Here is an 18,845-nt window from a genome sequence, read left to right on the forward strand (position 1 = left end):
GCCACCGAGCATCCCTGGGCCGGCCACTGGCAGATGGAAAGCTACCTGATCGACGAACTGATTCCCGGCGTGGCAGCCACCTTCGGGCTCGACGGCGATCGGCTGGGCATCACCGGCCATTCGATGGGCGGGCATGGCGCGCTCACGCTGGCGCTGCGCCATCCCGGCGTGTTCCGCAGCGTGTCGGCCTTCGCGCCGATCTGCGCGCCCTCGCGCTGTCCTTGGGGCCGCAAGGCGTTTCTGGGCTACCTGGGGCAGGACGAGAGCACCTGGGCCGCGCACGACGCCAGCAGTCTCATGGCGCAGCAAAAGAGCGCGCCCTATCCCGGCGGCATCCTGATCGACCAGGGCCTGGCCGACAAATTCCTGGCCGAGCAGCAACTGCTGCCCGAGGCCTTCGAGGCCGCGTGCGCGCAGGCGGGGCAGCCACTGACGCTGCGCCGCCACGAGGGCTACGACCACGGCTACTACTTCATCGCCACCTTCATCGATGACCACCTGCGCCACCATGCACAGGCCCTGAAGGATTGACGGCCATGGACACGAGCGCGGCACCCGACGTCGACGTCATCGAGTTCGTCAAGGGTGGCACCTCGGCCGATCTGCAGGCCGGCACCAGCGTCATCGTGCTGCACGGTCTGGGCGCGGACGGCAGCGACTTTCTGCCGGTGGCGCAGGCGCTCGACCTCTCGGGCCTGGGCCCGGTGCGCTTCGTGCTGCCCAGCGCACCCACGCGGCCGGTCACCATCAACGGCGGCTACGTGATGCGTGCCTGGTACGACATCTTCCCGCCGCCGCCGGGCGATCCCGCCGGCGCGCGCCCGGAGGACGAGGCCGGCCTGCGGGCGTCGGCGGCCATCGTCGGCCGGCTGATCGAGCGCGAGGAGCAGCGCGGCGTGGCCGCGGAGCGCGTTGTCCTGATGGGCTTCTCGCAGGGCTGCGCCATGACGCTGCTCACGGGCCTGCGTTTCCCGCGCCGCCTGGCGGGTCTGGTGGCCCTGTCGGGCTACCTGCCGCTGGCGCACACCACGGCCGCCGAGGCCAGCATGGCCAACCGCGGGCTGCCGGTGCTGATGGCGCACGGCAGCCACGACGAGATGGTGGTGCCGGCGCGCGGCGCAGCGGCGCGCGATGCCCTGGGCGGTCTGGGCTATGCCGTTGAATGGGCCACCTATCCCATGGGGCACGAGGTCTGCATGGACGAGGTCGACCGCATCGGTGGCTGGCTGCGCCAGGTGCTGACGCGGCGCTGAGTCCACCGCTTCTTATCTTTTCAACCGCCAATCATTCAGGAGGATTGCCATGCGTTTGCAAGACAAGGTTGTTGTCGTCACCGGTGGGGCCAGCGGCATCGGGCTGGCCACGGTGGAGCGCTGCCTGGCCGAAGGGGCCAAGGTGGTGATCGCCGACATCGCCAGCTCCGCCGGGCCGGCCAGAGCCGCCGAGCTGGATGCCCGCCACCCGGGCCACTGCGTGTTCATCGCGGTCGATGTCACGTCCACCGAACAGGTCAACCGCCTGGTGGACGAGACGGTGGCCCGGTTCGGGCGGCTCGACGGCGTCTTCAACAACGCCGGTATCGGCGGCCTGAGCCCGGCGCAGGACTATTCGGACGAGGACTTCCTGCGCATCATCGACATCAACCTCAATGGCGTGTTCCGCGTGGCGCGCGCCGCGCTCAAGCCCATGTACGCCCAGGGCAGCGGCAGCATTGTCAACTGCGCCTCGATCCTGGGCGTGTTCGGCCAGAGCCACACGGCTGCCTACACGGCGGCCAAGGGCGGTGTGGTCAACCTCACGCGCACGCTGGCGCTTGAAGGCGCGTCCCATGGCGTGCGCGTGAACGCCATCGGCCCGGGCTACATCGACACGCCCCTGCTCAAGGACCTGGACCCGGCGATGCGGCAGGCGCTCATCAGCCTGCACCCGGTCGGCCGGCTGGGCCGGCCCGAAGAAATCGCGAACGCGGCCCTGTTCCTGCTCAGCGACGAGGCCAGCTTCGTCACCGGCGCGCACTTGCTGGTGGACGGTGGCTTCACCGCGGGCAAGTCCTGAGCCAGCGGCGGGCGACTTCCGGCACCATCGGGGCATGCCTGACCGCCTGAACCGGACACCGCCCGCCACCGACGATCCCCGCACGCTGCTGCGGCACCTGTTCGAGGTGGCTGTGCGGCGTGCCCAGCCCCTGCACAACATGGCGGCCTTCCTGCCGGCGCCGCCGCGCGGGCGCACGCTGGTGCTGGGCGCGGGCAAGGCGGGCGCGGCCATGGCGCAGGCGCTGGAGGCGGCGTGGCCGGCCGATGCGCCCCTGAGCGGCCTGGTCGTGACGCGCTACGGCCACGTGCCACCCCGGCCCGAGGGCCTGCCGGCGCGCATCGAAGTGGTCGAGGCCGCGCATCCGGTGCCGGACGACGCCGGTGTCGCGGCGGCACAGCGCATGCTGGCGCTGACCTCGGGCCTGACGGCCGACGACCTGGTGCTGTGCCTGATCTCGGGCGGCGGCTCCGCCCTGCTGACCCTGCCATGCGAGGGGCTGACGCTGGCCGACAAGCAGCGCATCAACCGCGAACTGCTGGCCTCGGGCGCACACATCGGCGAGATGAACACGGTGCGCAAGCACCTGTCGGGGATCAAGGGCGGCCGGCTGGCGGCGGCGTGCGCGCCGGCGCCCGTCGTGACGCTGACCATCAGCGACGTGCCGGGCGACGATGTGAGCGTGATCGCCAGTGGCCCGACCGTGGCCGATGCCTCCACCTGCGCGCAGGCGCTCGAGATCCTGCACCGCTACCGCATCGAGGTGCCGTCATCGGTCCGTACCCGCCTGGAAAAGGGCACGCTGGAGACACCCAAGCCGGGCGATCCACGTCTGGCCGGCGTGCGCACGCACCTGATCGCCACGCCCTGGCAGAGCCTGCAAGCCGCCGCCGACGCGGCGCGCGGCCTGGGGTTGCAGGCGTGGATCCTGAGCGACGAGATCGAGGGCGAGTCGCGCGAGGTCGGCAAGGTGCACGCGGCGCTGGCGCGCTCGGTCGCGCAGGGCCGCAGCAGCATCACCCGGCCTTGCGTCGTCCTCAGCGGCGGCGAGACCACCGTGACCCTGGGCGCACGGCCCCAAGGCCAGCCGGTGGGCCGGGGCGGCCGTGCCGGCGAATTCTGCCTCGGCCTGGCGCAGGCGCTCGGTGGCCAGCCCGGCATCTGGGCGCTGGCCGCCGACACCGACGGCATCGACGGCGTGGAGGACAACGCCGGCGCCATCGTGGCGCCCGACACCCAGGCCCGCGCACGCGCCGCGGGCCTGGTGCTGACCGACCACCTCGACCGCCACGATGCCTATGGCTTTTTCGAGGCATTGGGCGACCTGGTGGTCACCGGGCCGACGCACACCAATGTCAACGACTTCCGCGCGATTCTCGTGCGCTGACCGGGTGGTGGCTGGCGCCCGACCGTGGCGGTGACCTCCTCCTGGTCTGTACGGTTTGTGACCAGCCGGGGCAGGGCGCCGGTCCGGGGGCGCTGCCCGTCTTGGGATAATGCCGGGTTGGCCCCGGGCTTGCCGGGTGCCAGACCGAGTCCGTTGTCCACTCCCTTGCCGGCCGAAGCCGGGCGGCTGCCCACGTTTGCGTCAAGACCTGTTCCGATCCCCACTGGCCGATAGCCTGGGCCGCTGGCTGCCCGAGGCGCCGCCGGTCGCGCGCGCCGATTTCGCCCAGCGGCTGGGCGACTGGCTGAACGTGGCCGATGCCATCGCGCTCAGCGCCGGCCTGCCGGCGCTGGAGGCCGGGGTGTCGGCGCCGGCCGCGCGTGGCCGGCCGGCGCGCGCCCGCGACCGGCAGGACCTGGCCGACCAGTTGTCCAGCCTGCGCGCGACGCTCACTGCCTCGATCCGCCAGCATGCCCGGGCGGACGGGGACGGCGCGGACACCGAGTTCGCGCTGTACCTGCAGCGATGCCTGGACCTGCAGCGCCGGATGGAGCTGGCCATCGAGGCCTTCCGTGACCATGTCCGCCAGACCCTGGCCACGACCTCGCCCGAGCTGGCGCGGCTGGCGAAGCTGGATGCGCTCATGGCGCGCCTGCTGGAGCCGCGCGAACGGCAATTGCTGGCGACCGTGCCGTCGTTCCTGCGCCGGCGCCACGAGCAGCGGCGGCGCGAGGCGACCAAGGGCGCTGCGTCGCTGTCGTTTGCGCACGAGTTCGAACAGGCACTGCTGGCCGAGCTGGACGTGCGCCTGCGCACCGTGAGCGGCATGGTCGAGGCCTATGCCGATGCGCCCACCTGAGATTCACCGTTGAAGCGTTCATGCACAAGTTTTCCTATCCCATCGCCTTCATCCTTGGCCTGATCGCCGTGGCCTGGACCGGTGCCGGTTTCGTTGGCACCAGCCCGATCGCGCTGGGCATGACGGCGCTGATCGCCATCGTGTTCACCGCCGGTGCGCTCGAAGTCCGTCGTTTCCGTGCCGCCACCGAGGGTCTGGATCGTGCGCTGGCGGGCCTGTCCGAGCCGGTGCAGGACCTGGAGGCCTGGATCGGGCAGGTGCCCGAGGGGATGCGCCCGGCGCTGCGCCAGCGCCTGGCCGGCGAACGCGCGGCCCTGCCGGGCCTGGCGATGGCGCCTTACCTGGTGGGCCTGCTGGTCATGCTCGGCATGCTCGGCACCTTCCTGGGCATGGTCATGACCTTCCAGGGCGCGGTGTTCGCGCTCGAGGGCTCGACCGACCTGCAGGCCATCCGTTCCGCGCTGGCCGCGCCGATCCGGGGCCTGGGCTTTTCCTTCGGCACCTCGGTGGCGGGGGTGGCCACGTCGGCGCTGCTGGGGCTGATGGTGGCCTGGGCGCGCCGCGAGCGCCAGCGCAGCGCGCGCCGGCTCGACGCGGGCATCGCCGGTGCCCTGCGGCCGTTCTCGGCGGCGCACCGGCGCCAGGCGGTGTTCGACGCCCTGCAGCAGCAAAGCCAGGTACTGCCCGAGGTGGGGCGTCAGTTGCAGACGCTGATCGAACGCATCGACCAGCGCAGCGAGCAGCTCGACCAGGGTCTGCTGGCGCGGCAGGCCGCCTTTCAGCAGGAAGTGGGCGAGCACGTCAAGGGGCTGCTGCAGTCGGTGGAGCGTGCGCTCGGCGACAGCCTGGGCGGCGCCACCCGCGCGGCCGGTGAGGCGCTGCGGCCGGTGATCGAGTCGGCCATGCAGACCCTGGTGCGTGACGGCGAGCGTCTGCACGCGCAGGTGGGCCAGGCGGTGCAGTCGCAACTCGAAGGCGTGGCCCGCCATTGGGGCGAGGTGGCGCACCAGGTCACCGCCCAGTGGAACGAGGCCCAGTCGCGCCACGAACACGCGCTGACGGCCTGGACCGAGGAAACCCGTCGCTCGCTGCAGGGGGTGACGCAGCACGTGGACGACGCGGCCGGGCGCTGGCTCGACGCCACGCGCGCGGTGGTGGACGAGGTCCATGCCCGCCAGCAGCAGGAGGCCGAGGCGGCGCAGCAGGCCTGGGGCGCGGCGCTGGGCCGGGTGGCTGCCGAGCTGCGCGAGCAGTGGCAGCAGGCCGGTGCCGACCTGCGCACCGGGCAGCAGACCCTGCTGCAGCAGCTCGCTGCGGCCACCGCGGAGGTGGCCGACAACGGCTCGCGTCAACTGGGGCAGGCGCTGGCCGAGGTGGCGAAGCTCGTGGAGCGTTCCGACAGCCTGCTGCAGGCGCGCGCCGAATCGGAAACCCGGTGGCGCGATGAGAACGCGCGCCGCATGGACGAGATGGCGGCGCAGTGGCAGGCGCAGCAGCAGACCCTGTTGCAGCAACTCGGTGCGGCGACGGCGGAGGTGGCGGAAAACGGTTCGCGCCAACTGGGGCAGGCGCTGGCCGAGGTGTCCCGTCTGGTGGCGCAATCCGACACCCTGCTGCAGGCACGCGCCGAATCCGAAGTGCAGTGGCGCGAGGCGCATGCGCGCCGCATGGACGAACTGGCCGCGCAATGGCAGGCGCAGATGCAGGCCTTGCGCGAAGAAGAGGCCGGGCGCGGGCAGGCGGCCGTCGACCGGCTGGCGCAGCTCGAATCGGCGGTGGCCACGCACCTGTCGGCGCTGGGGCAGTCGCTGGAGGCGCCGCTGGGCCGCCTGCTGGAGACGGCCTCGGAGGCGCCACGTGCCGCCGCCGAGGTGATCGCGCGCCTGCGCCAGGAAATGGGGGCGCTGACCGAGCGCGACAACGCGGCCCTGGAAGAGCGCGCCCGCCTGATGGCGCAGCTCGACGTGCTGCTGCAGGGGGTCAACGACGCCACGGCCGCGCAGCGCGGCGCGGTGGAGCAGCTCGTGCAATCGGCGGCGCAGGTGTTCGAACAGGTCGGACGGCAGTTCGCCGACACCGTGGGCGCGCAGGCCGGACGGGCCGAATCGCTGTCGGGCCGCATGGACACGGCGGTGGCCGATCTGGCGGCCCTGGGCGAGGCCCTGCAGCAGGCCATGGCCGGCTTCGGCCAGGCCAACACGCAACTGGCCGACGGGCTGCAGCGGGTCGAGCAGGCGCTCGCTGAATCGATGGCGCGCAGCGATGAACAACTGGCCTACTACGTGGCGCAGGCGCGCGAGGTCATCGACCTGAGCATCACCGCCCAGCAGGGTGTGCTCGAAGACCTGCGGCAGTTGCGCCAGAAGCCCGTGCAGCGCCTGGAGGAGGGCACCAGCTCATGATGGCGGGCGACGAGCTGGACGACGGCGACGCGCTGGAAGGGCGTGCGCCGGTCTGGGCCGTGTTCGGCGATCTGATGACCGGGCTCGTGGGGGCGTTCGTGCTGCTGCTGATCGGCGTGCTCGTGATGCAGATGGATCTGGTGGCGAGCCTGGAGTCCGAGATCGGCAAGCGCCGCGAGGAGCAAAGTCGCCGCGTCGCACTCGAAAAGGCCCTGGCGGTGCCGCTGGCCAGCGGCCGCGTGACGCTCAACGAAGGCCGCATCGGCATCAGCGGCAGCGTGTTGTTCGCGCTCAACTCCGACGAGCTGCGGCCTGACGGGCGCGAGCTGCTGCGCAGCCTGGTGCCGCCGCTTCGCGTCTATCTGGCCGAGCGCGACGAGATGCTCATGGTCAGCGGCTTCACCGATGACCGGCCGATCCAGCAGGGCAACCGGCGCTTTGCCGACAACCTGGAGCTGTCGGCGCAGCGCGCGCTGACGGTGACGCGCGCGCTGATCGAGGAGGGCCTGCCGCCCGCCCAGGTGTTCAGCGCGGCCTTCGGGCCGGAGCAGCCGGTGGCGTCCAACGACGCCGAGGAAGGGCGGGCGCTCAACCGGCGTGTGGAGATCGCACCGGTGCCCAAGGCGCGCGCCGACCAGGAGGGCGGCTCCCGTGAATGAGGTCGGCCGCGGCAGGCAGGGGGCGGCACCGCTGCGCGCCGAGGTCCGGCGCGACCTGTGGCGCCAGTTGCGCGAGCACGCGCGCGAACAGGGCGATCGCGTGCTGGCCGACGCCGGTCTGCTGGCGCACACGCCGCGCGACGGTCTGCCGCCGCTGCGCAGCGCCCTGCGTTTCCAGGCGCTCTGGCAGCGCATCCGCACCGAGGACGAAATCCGCGACGCGGTCGCACGGGCGCCGGAAAACGCCGGGCCGCTGAACTCGCACCGGCTGGCACTGCGTGCGCTGGCGCTGATGCAGGCGCTCTCGCCCGACTACCTGCGCCACTTCGTCACCCATGCCGAATCGCTGATGTGGCTGGACGGCGCGCAGGACCAGTTGCGCCGCGGCAGCGCCACCGCGGCGCCGGGCAGGAAGCGAACGCCCCGCGCGCGCAAATAGCCGTCCCTCCGGCCCCATCCGGGGGCGCTCCGGCCCCTTCACCCGGGCTGTTCAGGGGGCGCGGACGAGGAGGGGCCCGGCGGGGTGCGGTGGCCCGCCTGTCGTGCCTGTTCATGGGCCAGGATACGGTCGAACAGGTCCAGCAGCGTGGCTTGCTGCTCGTCGCTCAGGCATTGCAGCAGCTCGATATTGCGCCTCTCGATCAGGGGCATCAGCTTGCGCCACAGCGCCTTGCCGCTGGCGGTGAGCGTCAGTGAGACGCTGCGGGCGTCGTGCGCACGGGTGTTCTTGACCACCAGCCCCTTGTCGGTCAGCGCCTGCGCCGCCCGGCTCGCGTGGCTCTTGTCCAGGTTGGCCTCGAAGGCCAGCTGGTTCACCGTGAGGTGTGGAAAGGAGCCGATCGAGGACAGACAGCGCGCCTCGGGCAGCGACAGCCCCGTGCCACGCAGATAGGCGGCCTGGCTCGCCATGTCGTTGAGCTTGCTCAGCGTGTTCAGCCGGTAGGTGAAATAGCGCTTGAGAACAGGCGTGGACGACATGGCAGACAGGTCTTGCCGGACTTACTTGCCGCTGTGCTTGGCGATCAGCGCACGGGCGTCGGCCAGCAGGGCCTTGCCATCCAGGCCGCGCTTGTCCATCTCGGCCACCCATTCCTGGACCACGCCTTCGGAGGCCTTGCGCCACTTGTCCAGTTCGGCCTTGTCCAGGATGGTGATGACATTGCCGCCGGCGATGACCTTCTCCTTGCTGGGCTTGTCGTTCTCGGACATCATGTGCGCGAACTTGACCGACAGGTCGCGGCCGGCGTGCTTGTCGATCACCTTCTGCAGGTCCGGCGGCAGCGATTCGTAGCGCTGCTTGTTCATCGCCATCACGAAGAAGGCCGTGTAGATGCCGCCCTCGGCCGGATCGGCCTGCGCGACGTAGCGCGAGAGCTGGTCGAGCTTGATGGTCGGGGCGATTTCGTAGGTGGTCACGGCACCGTCGATCACACCCTTGGACATGGCATCGGGAATGGCCGGGATGGGCATGCCCACGGGCGTGGCACCCAGCGCCGAGACCATGCGCGTGATCAGGCGGGTCGGGCCGCGCAGCTTCAGGCCCTTCATGTCGTCGAGGGTTTTGACCTGGCGCTTGCTGGTGTAAACCACACCGGGGCCGTGGCCGTGGATGGCCAGCACCTTCACGTCGCCGAACTCATCGCGGGCATTTTTTTCGTAGTAGTCCCAGGCGGCCGCGCTGGTGGCCTCGGGGGTGGACATGATGAACGGCAGCTCGAACGCCTCGATCTTGGGGAAGCGGCCAGCGTTGGCGCCGGGCAGGGTCCACACGATGTCGGCCACGCCATCGCGCGCCTGGTCGTACAGCTGCGGCTGCGTGCCACCCAGTTGCATGGCCGGGAAGATCTGGCACTTGAGCCGGTCGCCGGAGTCCCGGGCGATGTCGTCGCACCACTCCTTGAACATCTTGGTGTGCTGGATGGACGTGGGGCTGAGGAAGTGGTGGATCTTCAGGGTGATGGTCTGGGCCTGGGCGGCCGCAGCACATGCCAGGAGGGCGGCGAGCGCACCCAATTTGACGGATTTCTTCATGGCAGGCATCTCTGAAAAGGGTTGGATAGGAAGCCTGCACTATGCAAGATGGTTGCGAAGACAACGAATGGGGTTAGTACCTAGGCTTATTTAATTCGTTGAAAACAAACGAAATATTTTTCCAGACCATGGGCAATCAAGGGTTTTCATCTAGTTGCGTGCGCAACCAACAATACCTAGAATGCGAGCATTGCCCACCCCGATGCCACCATGCCACCGTCTTCCGTCACCGCCGCGCCGGGCCCTGCCGAGGTACCGCTGGATCGCACGCTCAGCTACCGCCTGCATCTGCTGAACAAGCAGACCGATCTGGACAGCCAGCGTGCCTACCTGCTCAGGGCAGGCCTGTCGCTCAGCGATGCCCGCTGCCTGACCACCATCGGTACCTTCGAGCCGCTGTCGGTCAAGGACCTGGCGCACAAGGCCAACCTCAACAAGGGGCAGGCCAGCCGGGCGGCGCAGGCACTGGTCGATCAGGGTCTGGTGCTCAAGCAGGACAGCACCAGCGACGGACGTGGCGTCGTGCTGACCCTCACGCCGGCCGGCCGCCAGGCCTTTGCACGGACCATGGCCATGGTCCATGCACGCAACCGCGAGATCTTCGGCTGCCTGAGCGAGGCCGAACAGCAGCAGCTCAGCATGCTGTTCGACCGCCTGCTGGCACACAACCGGGCCGCCTGATCCCTTCCACAACGCCGCCCCCGACGACCGACCATGCACCAGCCCAGCGCCACGCCCCGTCCCTCGATCTATTACCGCTACCGGGTTTTCGAGCCCTGGCGGCCATCGGCCCATCCGGCGCAGCCGCGCCAGCGCGTGGTGATTGCCGGCTCGGGCCCGGCGGGCATGGTCACCGCGCTCGAACTGGCCCGCCACGGCGTGGCCAGCGTGATCCTGACCGCCGAGCGGCAGTTCTCGCAGGGCAGTCGCGCCATCGTGTTCACGCGCCGCTCGATGGAGATCCTGCAGCAGGTGGGGGTGGCCGACCGCATGACCGAGGGTGGCCTGCCCTGGCGTTTCGGCAATTCCTTCTACCGTGGCCAGCGGGTGTTCCGCATGGAAGCACCGCACGATGCCGACGACCGCTTCTATCCCATGCTCAACGTGCAGCAGCAGTACATGGAGGAGTACCTGCACGACGCGTGCGCGGCCAATCCGCTGATCGACTTCCGCTGGGGCAACAAGGTGGTCGGTGTCGAGCAACACCCGGACCATGCACGGCTCACGGTGGACACACCCGAGGGCGAGTACCTGCTGGAGACCGACTGGCTGGTGGCGGCCGACGGCGGCCGTTCCGACATCCGAGCCATGCTCGGCCTGAAGATGGAGGGCGCCTCCTACGAGGGCTTTTTCGTCATCGCCGACATCCGCGTCGACCTGCCGCTGCCGACCGAGCGGCTGGCCTTCTTCGACCCCGACTGGAACCCGGGCAACACCGTCCTCATGCACCGCGAGCCGCATGGCATCTGGCGCGTGGACTACCAGTTGCCGCCGGGCGAAACGCCCGAGCAGGCGCTGCGCCCCGAGTCGCTGCAGGCGCGCATCGACGCCCAGCTCGCGATGATCGGCCACGCCGGTGCGCCCTGGGAACTGGACTGGTGCTCGGTGTACTCGGCGCGTACCCTCACGCTGCCCGACTACGTGCACGGCCGTGTGATCTTCACCGGCGATGCGGCACACCTGCTGCCCATCTTCGGCGTGCGCGGCGCCAACACGGGTTTTCAGGACGCGCAGTCGCTGGGCTGGCACCTGGCCTTCGTGGTCAGGGGGCTGGCCGGTCGCAAGCTGCTGGCCAACCACAGCGCCGAGCGCGTGGGCGCGGCGCGCGAGATCATCGACGAGGGTGGCAAGAGCGTGCGCTTCATGACCCCGCCCACGCGCGGCTTCGCGCTGCTGCGCAACGCGGTGCTGTCGCTGTCGCTGCAGCACGGTTTCGTGCGCCCGCTGTTCCACTGGCGCACCTCGCGTCCGCACGAGTACACGCATTCCATGCTCAACAGCCCGGGTGACGACGACGCGCTGTTTGCCGCCGGCCCCGCACACGGTGCGCCGCCGTGCAACGTGCGCCTGGGGCCGGACGACTACCTGCTCGACCACCTGGGTGGGGGCTTCGATCTGCTGTACTTCACCGGGGCCGATGCCGTGCCCGCGCCGTTGCGCGAGGTGGCCGACGCGTTCCGTGCCCGTGGCGTGCCGCTGCGCATCACCGCCATCGGTGCGGCCGGCCCCGTGGCCGGTGCCGACCAGGTGCTGCCCGACGCCGATGGCCACTGCCGCGAGCGCTACGGTGTGCCCGCCAGTGGCGGTGCCTACCTGCTGCGCCCCGACCAGCATGTGTGCGCCCGCTGGCTCACGCTGGATGCCATGCGCCTGCGCGCCGCCCTGCAGACGGCGCTGCCCGAATGATCGCCTTGCAACAGGAGTGACCACCATGAACACCACCCCGGCATTGCCCATCGAAGGGCTGGAGCAGGTTTACGACACGCTGGCCCAGGCCATCGACCAGGCGGGTGCCGACAAGGCCGACCTGTTCCTGGTCAAGCTCGCTTTGCTCAACGCCCACGCGCTGGCGGACCCGGCGCTTTTCGAGCAACATGTGCAGGCCGCCCTCCAGGACCTGTGAACCCCCACCCCACCCACCCCAAGGAGACCGACATGTCCATTGTCAAAGGCGTACACCACGTGGCCTACCGCTGCAAGAATGCCAAGGAAACCGTCGAGTGGTACAAGAAGTACCTCGACATGGATTTCATCCTCGCCATCGCCGAGGACCGGGTGCCCTCGACCCAGGAGCCCGATCCCTACATGCACATCTTCCTGGACCTCGGTGGTGGCAACATCCTGGCCTTCTTCGAGTTGCCCACCAAGCCCGAGATGATCGCCCCATCCGACGCCAACACGCCGGCCTGGACGCAGCACCTGGCGCTCAAGGTCGATTCCTACGACACCATGATGGCGGTCAAGGCCCGGATGGAAGCCGATGGCATCGAGGTGGTGGGGCCGACCGACCACACCATCTTCAAGTCCATCTACTTCCGCGACCCCTCCGGCCACCGTCTGGAGCTGGCCACCGACACCGCCACCCCGGCCATGAACCAGGCACTCGATACGGTGAAGTGGGACATGCTCAACGAATGGGACAGGACCAAGAAGGCGCCGACCCATGCCCGCTGGATGCACGACGGTTCGGCCGCCCCGCAACCCTGAGAAACCGTATGACGATGCTCAATGAAACCCACGACCCGGCGCTGCGCAGCTGGGTCGCCTCGGCCCATGTGGCCGGGGCGGACTTCCCGATCCAGAACCTGCCGTTCGCGAGCTTCCGCCGCCAGGGCAGTGCCGAGCCCTTCCGCGGTGGTGTGGCCATCGGCGACCAGATCGTGGACCTGGCGGCCGTGGCCCGGGCCGGCGTGTTCACCGGCGAGGCCGGCGAGGCCGCCGCGGCGGGCGCGCAGGCCCAGCTCAACGCCCTGATGGCGATGGGCCCGTCGGCCTGGCGTGCGCTGCGCCTGGCGCTCTCGCGCGCGCTGCGTGAGGGTGCCGCCGGGCAGGCGGCCCTGCAGGCCTGCCTGGTGCCCCAGGCGCAGGCCGAATACGGTGTGCCTGCCCGCATCGGCGACTACACCGACTTCTACACCTCGGTGCACCACGCCACCAACATCGGCCGGCTGTTCCGCCCGGACAACCCGCTGATGCCCAACTACAAATGGATTCCCATCGGCTACCACGGCCGCGCGTCCAGCATCGGTGTCTCGGGGCAGGCTTTCCACCGGCCGGTCGGCCAGACCCTGCCGCCGGGGGCCACACAGCCGTCGTTCGGTCCCTGCCGGCGCCTGGACATCGAGCTGGAGCTGGGCATCTTCATCGGCACGGGCAATGCGCTGGGCGAGCCGGTGAGCATGGCACAGGCGGAAGACCACGTGTTCGGCATCTGCCTGCTCAACGACTGGTCGGCACGCGACATCCAGGCCTGGGAGTACCAGCCGCTCGGCCCATTCCTGGCCAAGAACTTCGCCACCACCATCTCGCCCTGGGTCGTGACGCTGGAGGCGCTGGCGCCGTACCGCGTGGCCTTCGAGCGGCCGGCGGACGATCCGCCACCGCTGCCCTACCTGGACAGCCAGGCCAATCGCCAGGGCGGGGCCTTCGACATCCAGTTGCAGGTCGGCCTGCAGACGCCGGCGATGCGCGAAGCCGGTCAGGACGATGCCAGCATCTGCCGCACCAGCTACCGGCACGCCTACTGGACGGTGGCCCAGATGGTCGCGCACCACACGGTCAACGGCTGCAACCTGCAGCCCGGCGACCTGTTTGGCAGCGGCACCCTCTCGGGCCCGTCGCTGGACCAGGCCGGCGCGCTGATCGAGCTGACCGCTGGCGGCAAGCACCCGCTGTCCCTGCCCAACGGCGAGACGCGCACCTTCCTGGAAGACGGTGATGCCGTGGTCCTGCGGGGCTGGTGCGAGAAGGCCGGCGCCGCGCGCATCGGCTTTGGCGAATGCCGCGGGACAGTGTTGCCGGCGCGCCGCTGAGACGGGACACGCCGGTGGCCGTCAGGCCATCTGCGTGATCGCGCGGCGGAACCAGCGCAGCGACAGCCCGAACAGCACGGCACCGATCAGGCCCAGCGCCAGCAGGGCGGGCCAGACCACCTCGAAGCCGGCGCCGCGGTAGAGGATGGCCTGGCTCAGCTCGGTGAAGTGGGTCGTGGGTGCGAGCGACATCAGCCACTGCACCCACTGCGGCATGCTCTCGCGCGGGGTCATGCCGCCCGAGAGCATCTCCAGCGGCATCATCACCAGCATCACCAGCAGGCCGAACTGGGGCATGTTGCGGGCCATGGTGGCCATGAAGATGCCCATCGAGGTGGTGGCGAACAGGTGCAGGCTGGCACCGAAGAAGAACAGGGTCAGCGAGCCTTCGATGGGTACCTGCAGCAGCCAGCGGATGATGCCGTTCATCGACACGATGGCTGCCAGCAGCACCACCAGGCCCATGGCCCAGACCTTGCCCAGCATGATCTCGGTCGGTGTCACCGGCATCACCAGCAGGTGTTCGACCGTGCCGTGCTCGCGCTCGCGGATCAGGGCGGCGCCGGTCAGGATGATGGAGGCCATGGTGATCTGCCCCACCAGTTCCATCAAGGCGCCGAACCACGCGTTCGACAGCGTCGGGTTGAAGCGCATGCGGGTGACGAGCTCGACGGGTGACACCGCGCTCTCGCGGTGGCCCTGGAGGAACTCGGCCACCTCACCGGCCACGATCTGCGCGGCCAGCCCGCTGCCGGTGAAGGCCTGGCTCATGCGCGTGGCGTCCACGTTCAGTTGCACGGTGGGCTGGCGCCCGGCCAGCACATCGCGCTGGAAGTGCGGTGGAATCACCAGCACCAGGGTGTAGTGGCCGGCATCGAGCATCGGGTCGACGTCGGCCTGCGAGATGCGGGCCGGGGTGTTGAAGGCCGGCGGGTAGAAGGCGGTGAAGATCCGGGCCGACAGTGCCGAGTCGTCCTCGTCGACGATGGCCACCGGCGTCTGCTGCAGCGTCTCGGGCATGGCCGTGCCCGCGGTGTAGACCGCCACCGTGAAGACATAGATGATCAGAAAGAGCATCGTGGGGTCGCGCCAGAGACTCCACAGCTCCTTGATGCCCAGGCGGCGGATGTTGGCCAGGTGCTGCAGCAGGCGGCGCATCGGGCTCACTTCTCCTGCTTGCGCAACAGCACCACCGCCACGGTCAGGATGACCAGGGGCGCGATCGCCAGCGGCCAGATGGAGCCGGCCAGATCGTCAAAGCCCAGTGCCTTGTTGAAGACGCCGCGGCTGATCGTGAACATGTGGCTGGCGGGGTAGATCTCGCCGATCCAGCGGCCCAGCCCCTCCAGCGAGGACACCGGGTTGATCAGGCCACCATACTGCATGGCCGGCAGCATGGTGCCGATCATGGTGAAGAACATGGCGGCCAGCTGGCTCTTGACCAGCGCCGAGGCCAGCAGGCCCAGGCCGGTGGCGCTGATGCAGAACAGCAGGGTGGACAGGGTCAGCGTGGCCAGGCTGCCGGTGATGGGCACGTCGAACGCCGTCACCGCCAGCACGGTCATCATCGCGAAATTGACCATCGACAGCCCCAGGTAGGGCAACTGCTTGCCGAGCAGGAACTCGGTGCGGCTCGTCGGGGTGACGTAGAAGTTGACGATCGAGCCCAGTTCCTTCTCGCGCACCACGGCCAGCGCGGTCAGCATCGACGGCAGCATCAGCAGCAGCATCGGAATGACCGCCGGCACCATGGCCGGCAGGCTCTTGACGTCGGGGTTGTAGCGGAAGCGCGTTTCCACGTTGATGCTGCCCGCCGGGGCCTGGCCCGTGGCCTCGGTCATCTTCTGCACCAGCCAGTACTGGTGCATGCCCTGCACGAACCCGGCCACGGTTTCGGCACGCTGGGGCATGGCGCCATCGATCCAGGCGCCGATCTCGGCGGTCTCGCCCCGGTGCACGCGCTGCGCAAAACCGGACGGTATCTCCAGCGCCAGCGAGATCTCGCCACTGCGCAGCCGGTGGTCCATGTCGGCGTCATCGGCCAGTGGAGGCTGTTCGATGAAATAGCGCGAGCCCGACAGTTGCAGGGCGTAGTCGCGGCTGAGGCTGGTCTGGTCGCGGTCGAGCACCGCAAACCGCAGGTCCTCCACGTCCATGCTGATGCCATAGCCCATCACGAACATCAGCATCAGCGAGCCCAGCAGGGCCAGCGCGCCGCGCACCGGATCGCGCTGCAGCTCCAGCGACTCGCGCCAGGCGTAGCTGAACAGACGCCGCCGGCTGCGGCGCCAGCGGCTGTCCCTGCGTGCGGCCGGCCGGGCGCTGTCGGTGGCCAGCGGGGCCTGCGTGTCGTGTTCGGCGCCGCCGCCCGCCTGCACCAGGCAGTCGATGAAGGCCTGCTCCAGCGTTTCGGCGCCGTGGGCGTCGATGATGGCCTGGGGGGTATCGCTGGTGAGCACCTGGCCGGCGTGCATGAGCGAAATGCGGTCGCAGCGCTCGGCCTCGTGCATGAAGTGGGTCGAGATGAAGATCGTCACGCCGTCGCGGCGCGAGAGTTCGATCATCAGGCGCCAGAAATTGTCGCGCGCCATCGGGTCCACGCCCGAGGTCGGTTCGTCCAGGATGAGCAGCTCGGGCTTGTGCACCATGGCCACGGCCAGCGACAGCCGCTGGCGCATGCCCAGTGGCAGCTTCTCGGGCAGCTCGTCCATCACGTCCTGCAGGCCGAAGCGCCGGGCCATCTCGTCCACGCGTCCGGGCAGCACGGCCTCGGGCACATGGAACAGGCGGGCGTGCAGCACCAGGTTCTGCGACACGGTCAGCTCGCCGTAAAGCGAGAAGCTCTGCGACATGTAGCCCACGCGCCGGCGCGTGGCCATGTCGCGCGGGTCCACCCGGTGACCGAACAGCAGGGCCTGGCCTTCGCTGGCCGGCAGCAGACCGGTCAGCATCTTCATGGTGGTCGTCTTGCCACAGCCGTTGGAGCCGAGGAAACCGAAGATCTCGCCCCGGCGAATCCGGAAGCTCACGTTGTCGACGGCCGTGAAGTCGCCGAAGCGCATGGTCAGGCCGTGCGCCTCGATGGCCACCTCGTGCGCCTGATCGTGCGGCAGCGGCGGGATGACCACCGGTTCATGGCCGCGTCGCCGCTCCTCGGGCAGCAAGGCGATGAAGGCGGCCTCCAGGCGATCGGTGCCGGTGCGGGCCATCAGCCCGGCCGGCGTGTCCTCGGCCAGCACCCGGCCCCCGTCCATGGCCAGCAGCCAGTCGAAGCGCTCGGCCTCGTCCATGTAGGCGGTGGCCACCACCACGCTCACGCGGGGGTTGTGCCGCCGGATCTCGACGATCAGGTCCCAGAACTGGGCGCGTGCCAGCGGATCGACGCCGGTCGTCGGCTCGTCCAGGATCAGCAGGTCCGGGTCGTGGATCAGCGCGCAGCACAGGCCCAGCTTCTGTTTCATCCCGCCCGAGAGCTTGCCCGCCGGGCGCGACAGGAAGGGATGCAGGCCGGTGGCCTTCGTCAGGCGGTCGATGCGCCGCCGCCGCTCGGCGCGGCCGTGACCGAACAGGCGGGCGAAGAACTGCAGGTTCTCCTCGACCGAGAGGGTGGGGTAGAGGTTCTTGCCCAGCCCCTGCGGCATGTAGGCAATGCGCGGGCAGACGCGGCGGCGGTGCGCGGCCATGGCCATGTCGCCACCGAGCACCTGCACCTGGCCCTCCTGCACCGCCCGGGCCCCGGCCAGCAGCGCCAGCAGGCTGGACTTGCCCACGCCGTCCGGGCCGATCAGGCCGACCATGCGTCCCGCCGGTATCTCCACGCTGACGTGGTCCAGCGCACGCACCTGGCGGTACTGCAGGCTCACCGCCTGCAGGCGGGCCACGACGGTGTCCGCCGCCGGGGTGCTCACGGGCGCAGCACCTGCGACAGGAAGGGCGGCCAGTCGGCCTGGTCGTCCAGCCGGATCCAGGCGACACCGGGCAGCCCGGTCTTGACCTGCTCTTTGTATTTTTGCAGCAGCGCCCTGTCCACCTGGGCGCGCACGCGGAACATCAGCTTCTGCCGTTCGCTGGCGGTCTCCACCGTCTTGGGCGTGAACTGGGCGGTGCTGGCGACAAAGGACACGCGGGCGGGAATCGCCACCTGGGGCGCGGCGTCGAGCACGATGCGCACCTCGCTGCCGAGGGCGACCCGGCCGGCCACGGTCTCGGGCAGGAAGAAGGTCATGTAGACATCGCCGAGGTCGACCAGGTTGAGCACCCGCCCGCCGCCGGCCACGATCTCGCCCGGGTGGGCGACCAGGAACTGCACGCGCCCGTCGCGCGGTGCCTTCAGTTCGCTGTCGGCCAGCTCGACGTCGATGCGTTGCAGTGTCGCCTGCAGGGCATCGAGATTGGCCTGGGCCGCCGCGACCTGGGCCTCGGCCGCATCAATGCCTGCTTCGGCGGCACGCGCCTGGGCCTGGGCGGCCGACAACAGGGCGGCCAGCGACCGCACGCGGGCGCGCTCGTCGTCCAGGGTCTGGTCGGCGTAGAAACCGTCGGCGGCCAGTTTTTCCACCCGCGGCAGGCGCCGGCGCGCGCTGTCCAGGTCGGTTTCGCGCTGCACCACGGCGGCCTGGGCGGCCTGGTGGTTGCTTTGCGCCTGCGCCACCTGGGCCCGGGCCGAGCCCAGGGCCTGCCGCGCCTGCTGCAGGCGGGCCAGGGCTTCGGCCCGTTGTGCCTCAAGGCTGTCCATCTGCAGCCGTGCCAGGACCTGGCCGGCCTTGACGAAGTCACCCTCGCCCACCAGCACCTCCTGCAGCCTCCCCGGCAGCCGGGAGGCGACCGCGATCTCGGTGCCCTCGATGCGGCCGTTGCCGCTGACGAAGGCGTCGGCGATCGCATCCTGGCGCCAGGGGGCCTGGCGCCAGACCAGCGCCGCGATCAGGACGATCAGCAGGA

At 69.9% G+C, this 18,845-nt stretch carries 18 protein-coding genes; 13 read left to right on the forward strand and 5 right to left on the reverse strand.

All coding sequences use genetic code 11. From position 1 onward, the window contains the following. The 8 genes from PHQ87_RS07045 to PHQ87_RS07080 form a co-directional block, all read left to right on the forward strand. The coding region (locus PHQ87_RS07045) for an alpha/beta hydrolase-fold protein (protein ID WP_300232487.1) at window positions 1–531 on the forward strand (531 nt) is incomplete at its 5' end. A gap of 5 nt (window positions 532–536) precedes the next feature. Beyond that, the gene (locus tag PHQ87_RS07050) at window positions 537–1,253 is read left to right on the forward strand and encodes a carboxylesterase (RefSeq protein WP_300232490.1); all 717 of its coding nucleotides are present in this window, start codon (window positions 537–539) and stop codon (window positions 1,251–1,253) included. A gap of 49 nt (window positions 1,254–1,302) precedes the next feature. Next, a complete protein-coding gene (locus tag PHQ87_RS07055; protein ID WP_300232493.1) occupies window positions 1,303–2,055 on the forward strand; it encodes an SDR family NAD(P)-dependent oxidoreductase in 753 nt (250 codons plus the stop codon). Window positions 2,056–2,089: 34 nt separating this feature from the next. Next, a complete protein-coding gene (locus PHQ87_RS07060) occupies window positions 2,090–3,421 on the forward strand; it encodes a glycerate kinase (RefSeq protein ID WP_300232495.1) in 1,332 nt (443 codons plus the stop codon). Between the two features lie 196 nt (window positions 3,422–3,617). Next, a complete protein-coding gene (locus PHQ87_RS07065) occupies window positions 3,618–4,280 on the forward strand; it encodes a DUF3348 family protein (RefSeq protein ID WP_300232497.1) in 663 nt (220 codons plus the stop codon). 20 nt (window positions 4,281–4,300) lie between these two features. Further along, window positions 4,301–6,682, forward strand: coding sequence for a DUF802 domain-containing protein (locus PHQ87_RS07070; RefSeq protein WP_300232499.1), 2,382 nt, complete (start codon window positions 4,301–4,303; stop codon window positions 6,680–6,682). Continuing rightward, the gene (locus tag PHQ87_RS07075) at window positions 6,682–7,341 is read left to right on the forward strand and encodes an OmpA family protein (RefSeq protein WP_300232520.1); all 660 of its coding nucleotides are present in this window, start codon (window positions 6,682–6,684) and stop codon (window positions 7,339–7,341) included. Before PHQ87_RS07070 ends, PHQ87_RS07075 begins: the two co-directional genes overlap by 1 nt. Next, window positions 7,334–7,780 (forward strand): DUF2894 domain-containing protein, encoded by a 447-nt coding sequence (locus PHQ87_RS07080; protein ID WP_300232501.1) that lies wholly within the window; start codon window positions 7,334–7,336, stop codon window positions 7,778–7,780. Before PHQ87_RS07075 ends, PHQ87_RS07080 begins: the two co-directional genes overlap by 8 nt. A 38-nt stretch (window positions 7,781–7,818) precedes the next feature. Here PHQ87_RS07080 and PHQ87_RS07085 read toward each other — a convergent pair whose 3' ends face one another. Together PHQ87_RS07085 and PHQ87_RS07090 are read right to left on the reverse strand one after the other, a co-directional pair. Beyond that, window positions 7,819–8,319: a MarR family winged helix-turn-helix transcriptional regulator gene (locus tag PHQ87_RS07085; RefSeq protein ID WP_300232503.1), complete on the reverse strand. Its 501-nt coding sequence runs from the start codon at window positions 8,317–8,319 to the stop codon at window positions 7,819–7,821. 21 nt (window positions 8,320–8,340) lie between these two features. Next, on the reverse strand, window positions 8,341–9,372 hold the full coding sequence (locus PHQ87_RS07090) for a TRAP transporter substrate-binding protein (RefSeq protein WP_300232505.1): 1,032 nt from the start codon (window positions 9,370–9,372) through the stop codon (window positions 8,341–8,343). 210 nt (window positions 9,373–9,582) lie between these two features. Here PHQ87_RS07090 and PHQ87_RS07095 point away from each other — a divergent pair, with 210 nt between their 5' ends. The 5 genes from PHQ87_RS07095 to fahA are packed head-to-tail and all read left to right on the forward strand — an operon-like array spanning window position 9,583 to window position 13,904. Beyond that, a complete protein-coding gene (locus tag PHQ87_RS07095) occupies window positions 9,583–10,053 on the forward strand; it encodes a MarR family transcriptional regulator (protein ID WP_300232506.1) in 471 nt (156 codons plus the stop codon). A 33-nt stretch (window positions 10,054–10,086) separates the two neighbouring features. Further along, on the forward strand, window positions 10,087–11,778 hold the full coding sequence (locus PHQ87_RS07100) for an FAD-dependent monooxygenase (protein ID WP_300232509.1): 1,692 nt from the start codon (window positions 10,087–10,089) through the stop codon (window positions 11,776–11,778). Between the two features lie 25 nt (window positions 11,779–11,803). After that, window positions 11,804–11,995 carry a DUF2783 domain-containing protein gene (locus tag PHQ87_RS07105; RefSeq protein WP_300232511.1) on the forward strand — a complete coding sequence of 64 codons (192 nt, stop codon included), beginning with the start codon at window positions 11,804–11,806 and terminating at the stop codon, window positions 11,993–11,995. A gap of 32 nt (window positions 11,996–12,027) precedes the next feature. Next, the gene (locus PHQ87_RS07110) at window positions 12,028–12,579 is read left to right on the forward strand and encodes a VOC family protein (protein WP_300232513.1); all 552 of its coding nucleotides are present in this window, start codon (window positions 12,028–12,030) and stop codon (window positions 12,577–12,579) included. 8 nt (window positions 12,580–12,587) lie between these two features. Continuing rightward, a complete protein-coding gene (fahA, locus tag PHQ87_RS07115; protein ID WP_300232514.1) occupies window positions 12,588–13,904 on the forward strand; it encodes a fumarylacetoacetase in 1,317 nt (438 codons plus the stop codon). Window positions 13,905–13,925: 21 nt separating this feature from the next. On the opposite strand, the gene PHQ87_RS07120 is transcribed toward fahA, so the two are convergent. Genes PHQ87_RS07120 through PHQ87_RS07130 form a run of 3 tightly spaced genes read right to left on the reverse strand, consistent with a single transcriptional unit; the run spans window position 13,926 to window position 18,837 of the window. Then, on the reverse strand, window positions 13,926–15,062 hold the full coding sequence (locus PHQ87_RS07120; RefSeq protein ID WP_300232515.1) for an ABC transporter permease: 1,137 nt from the start codon (window positions 15,060–15,062) through the stop codon (window positions 13,926–13,928). 5 nt (window positions 15,063–15,067) lie between these two features. After that, on the reverse strand, window positions 15,068–17,812 hold the full coding sequence (gene rbbA / locus PHQ87_RS07125) for a ribosome-associated ATPase/putative transporter RbbA (protein ID WP_300232517.1): 2,745 nt from the start codon (window positions 17,810–17,812) through the stop codon (window positions 15,068–15,070). Further along, complete coding sequence (locus tag PHQ87_RS07130) at window positions 17,809–18,837, reverse strand: efflux RND transporter periplasmic adaptor subunit (protein WP_300232523.1); 1,029 nt, start codon at window positions 18,835–18,837, stop codon at window positions 17,809–17,811. The genes rbbA and PHQ87_RS07130 overlap by 4 nt, the downstream gene beginning before the upstream one ends. Between the last annotated feature and the right edge of the window lie 8 nt (window positions 18,838–18,845).

It is taken from the genome of Hydrogenophaga sp. (genome assembly GCF_028698005.1).
GTDB lineage: Bacteria > Pseudomonadota > Gammaproteobacteria > Burkholderiales > Burkholderiaceae_C > Hydrogenophaga.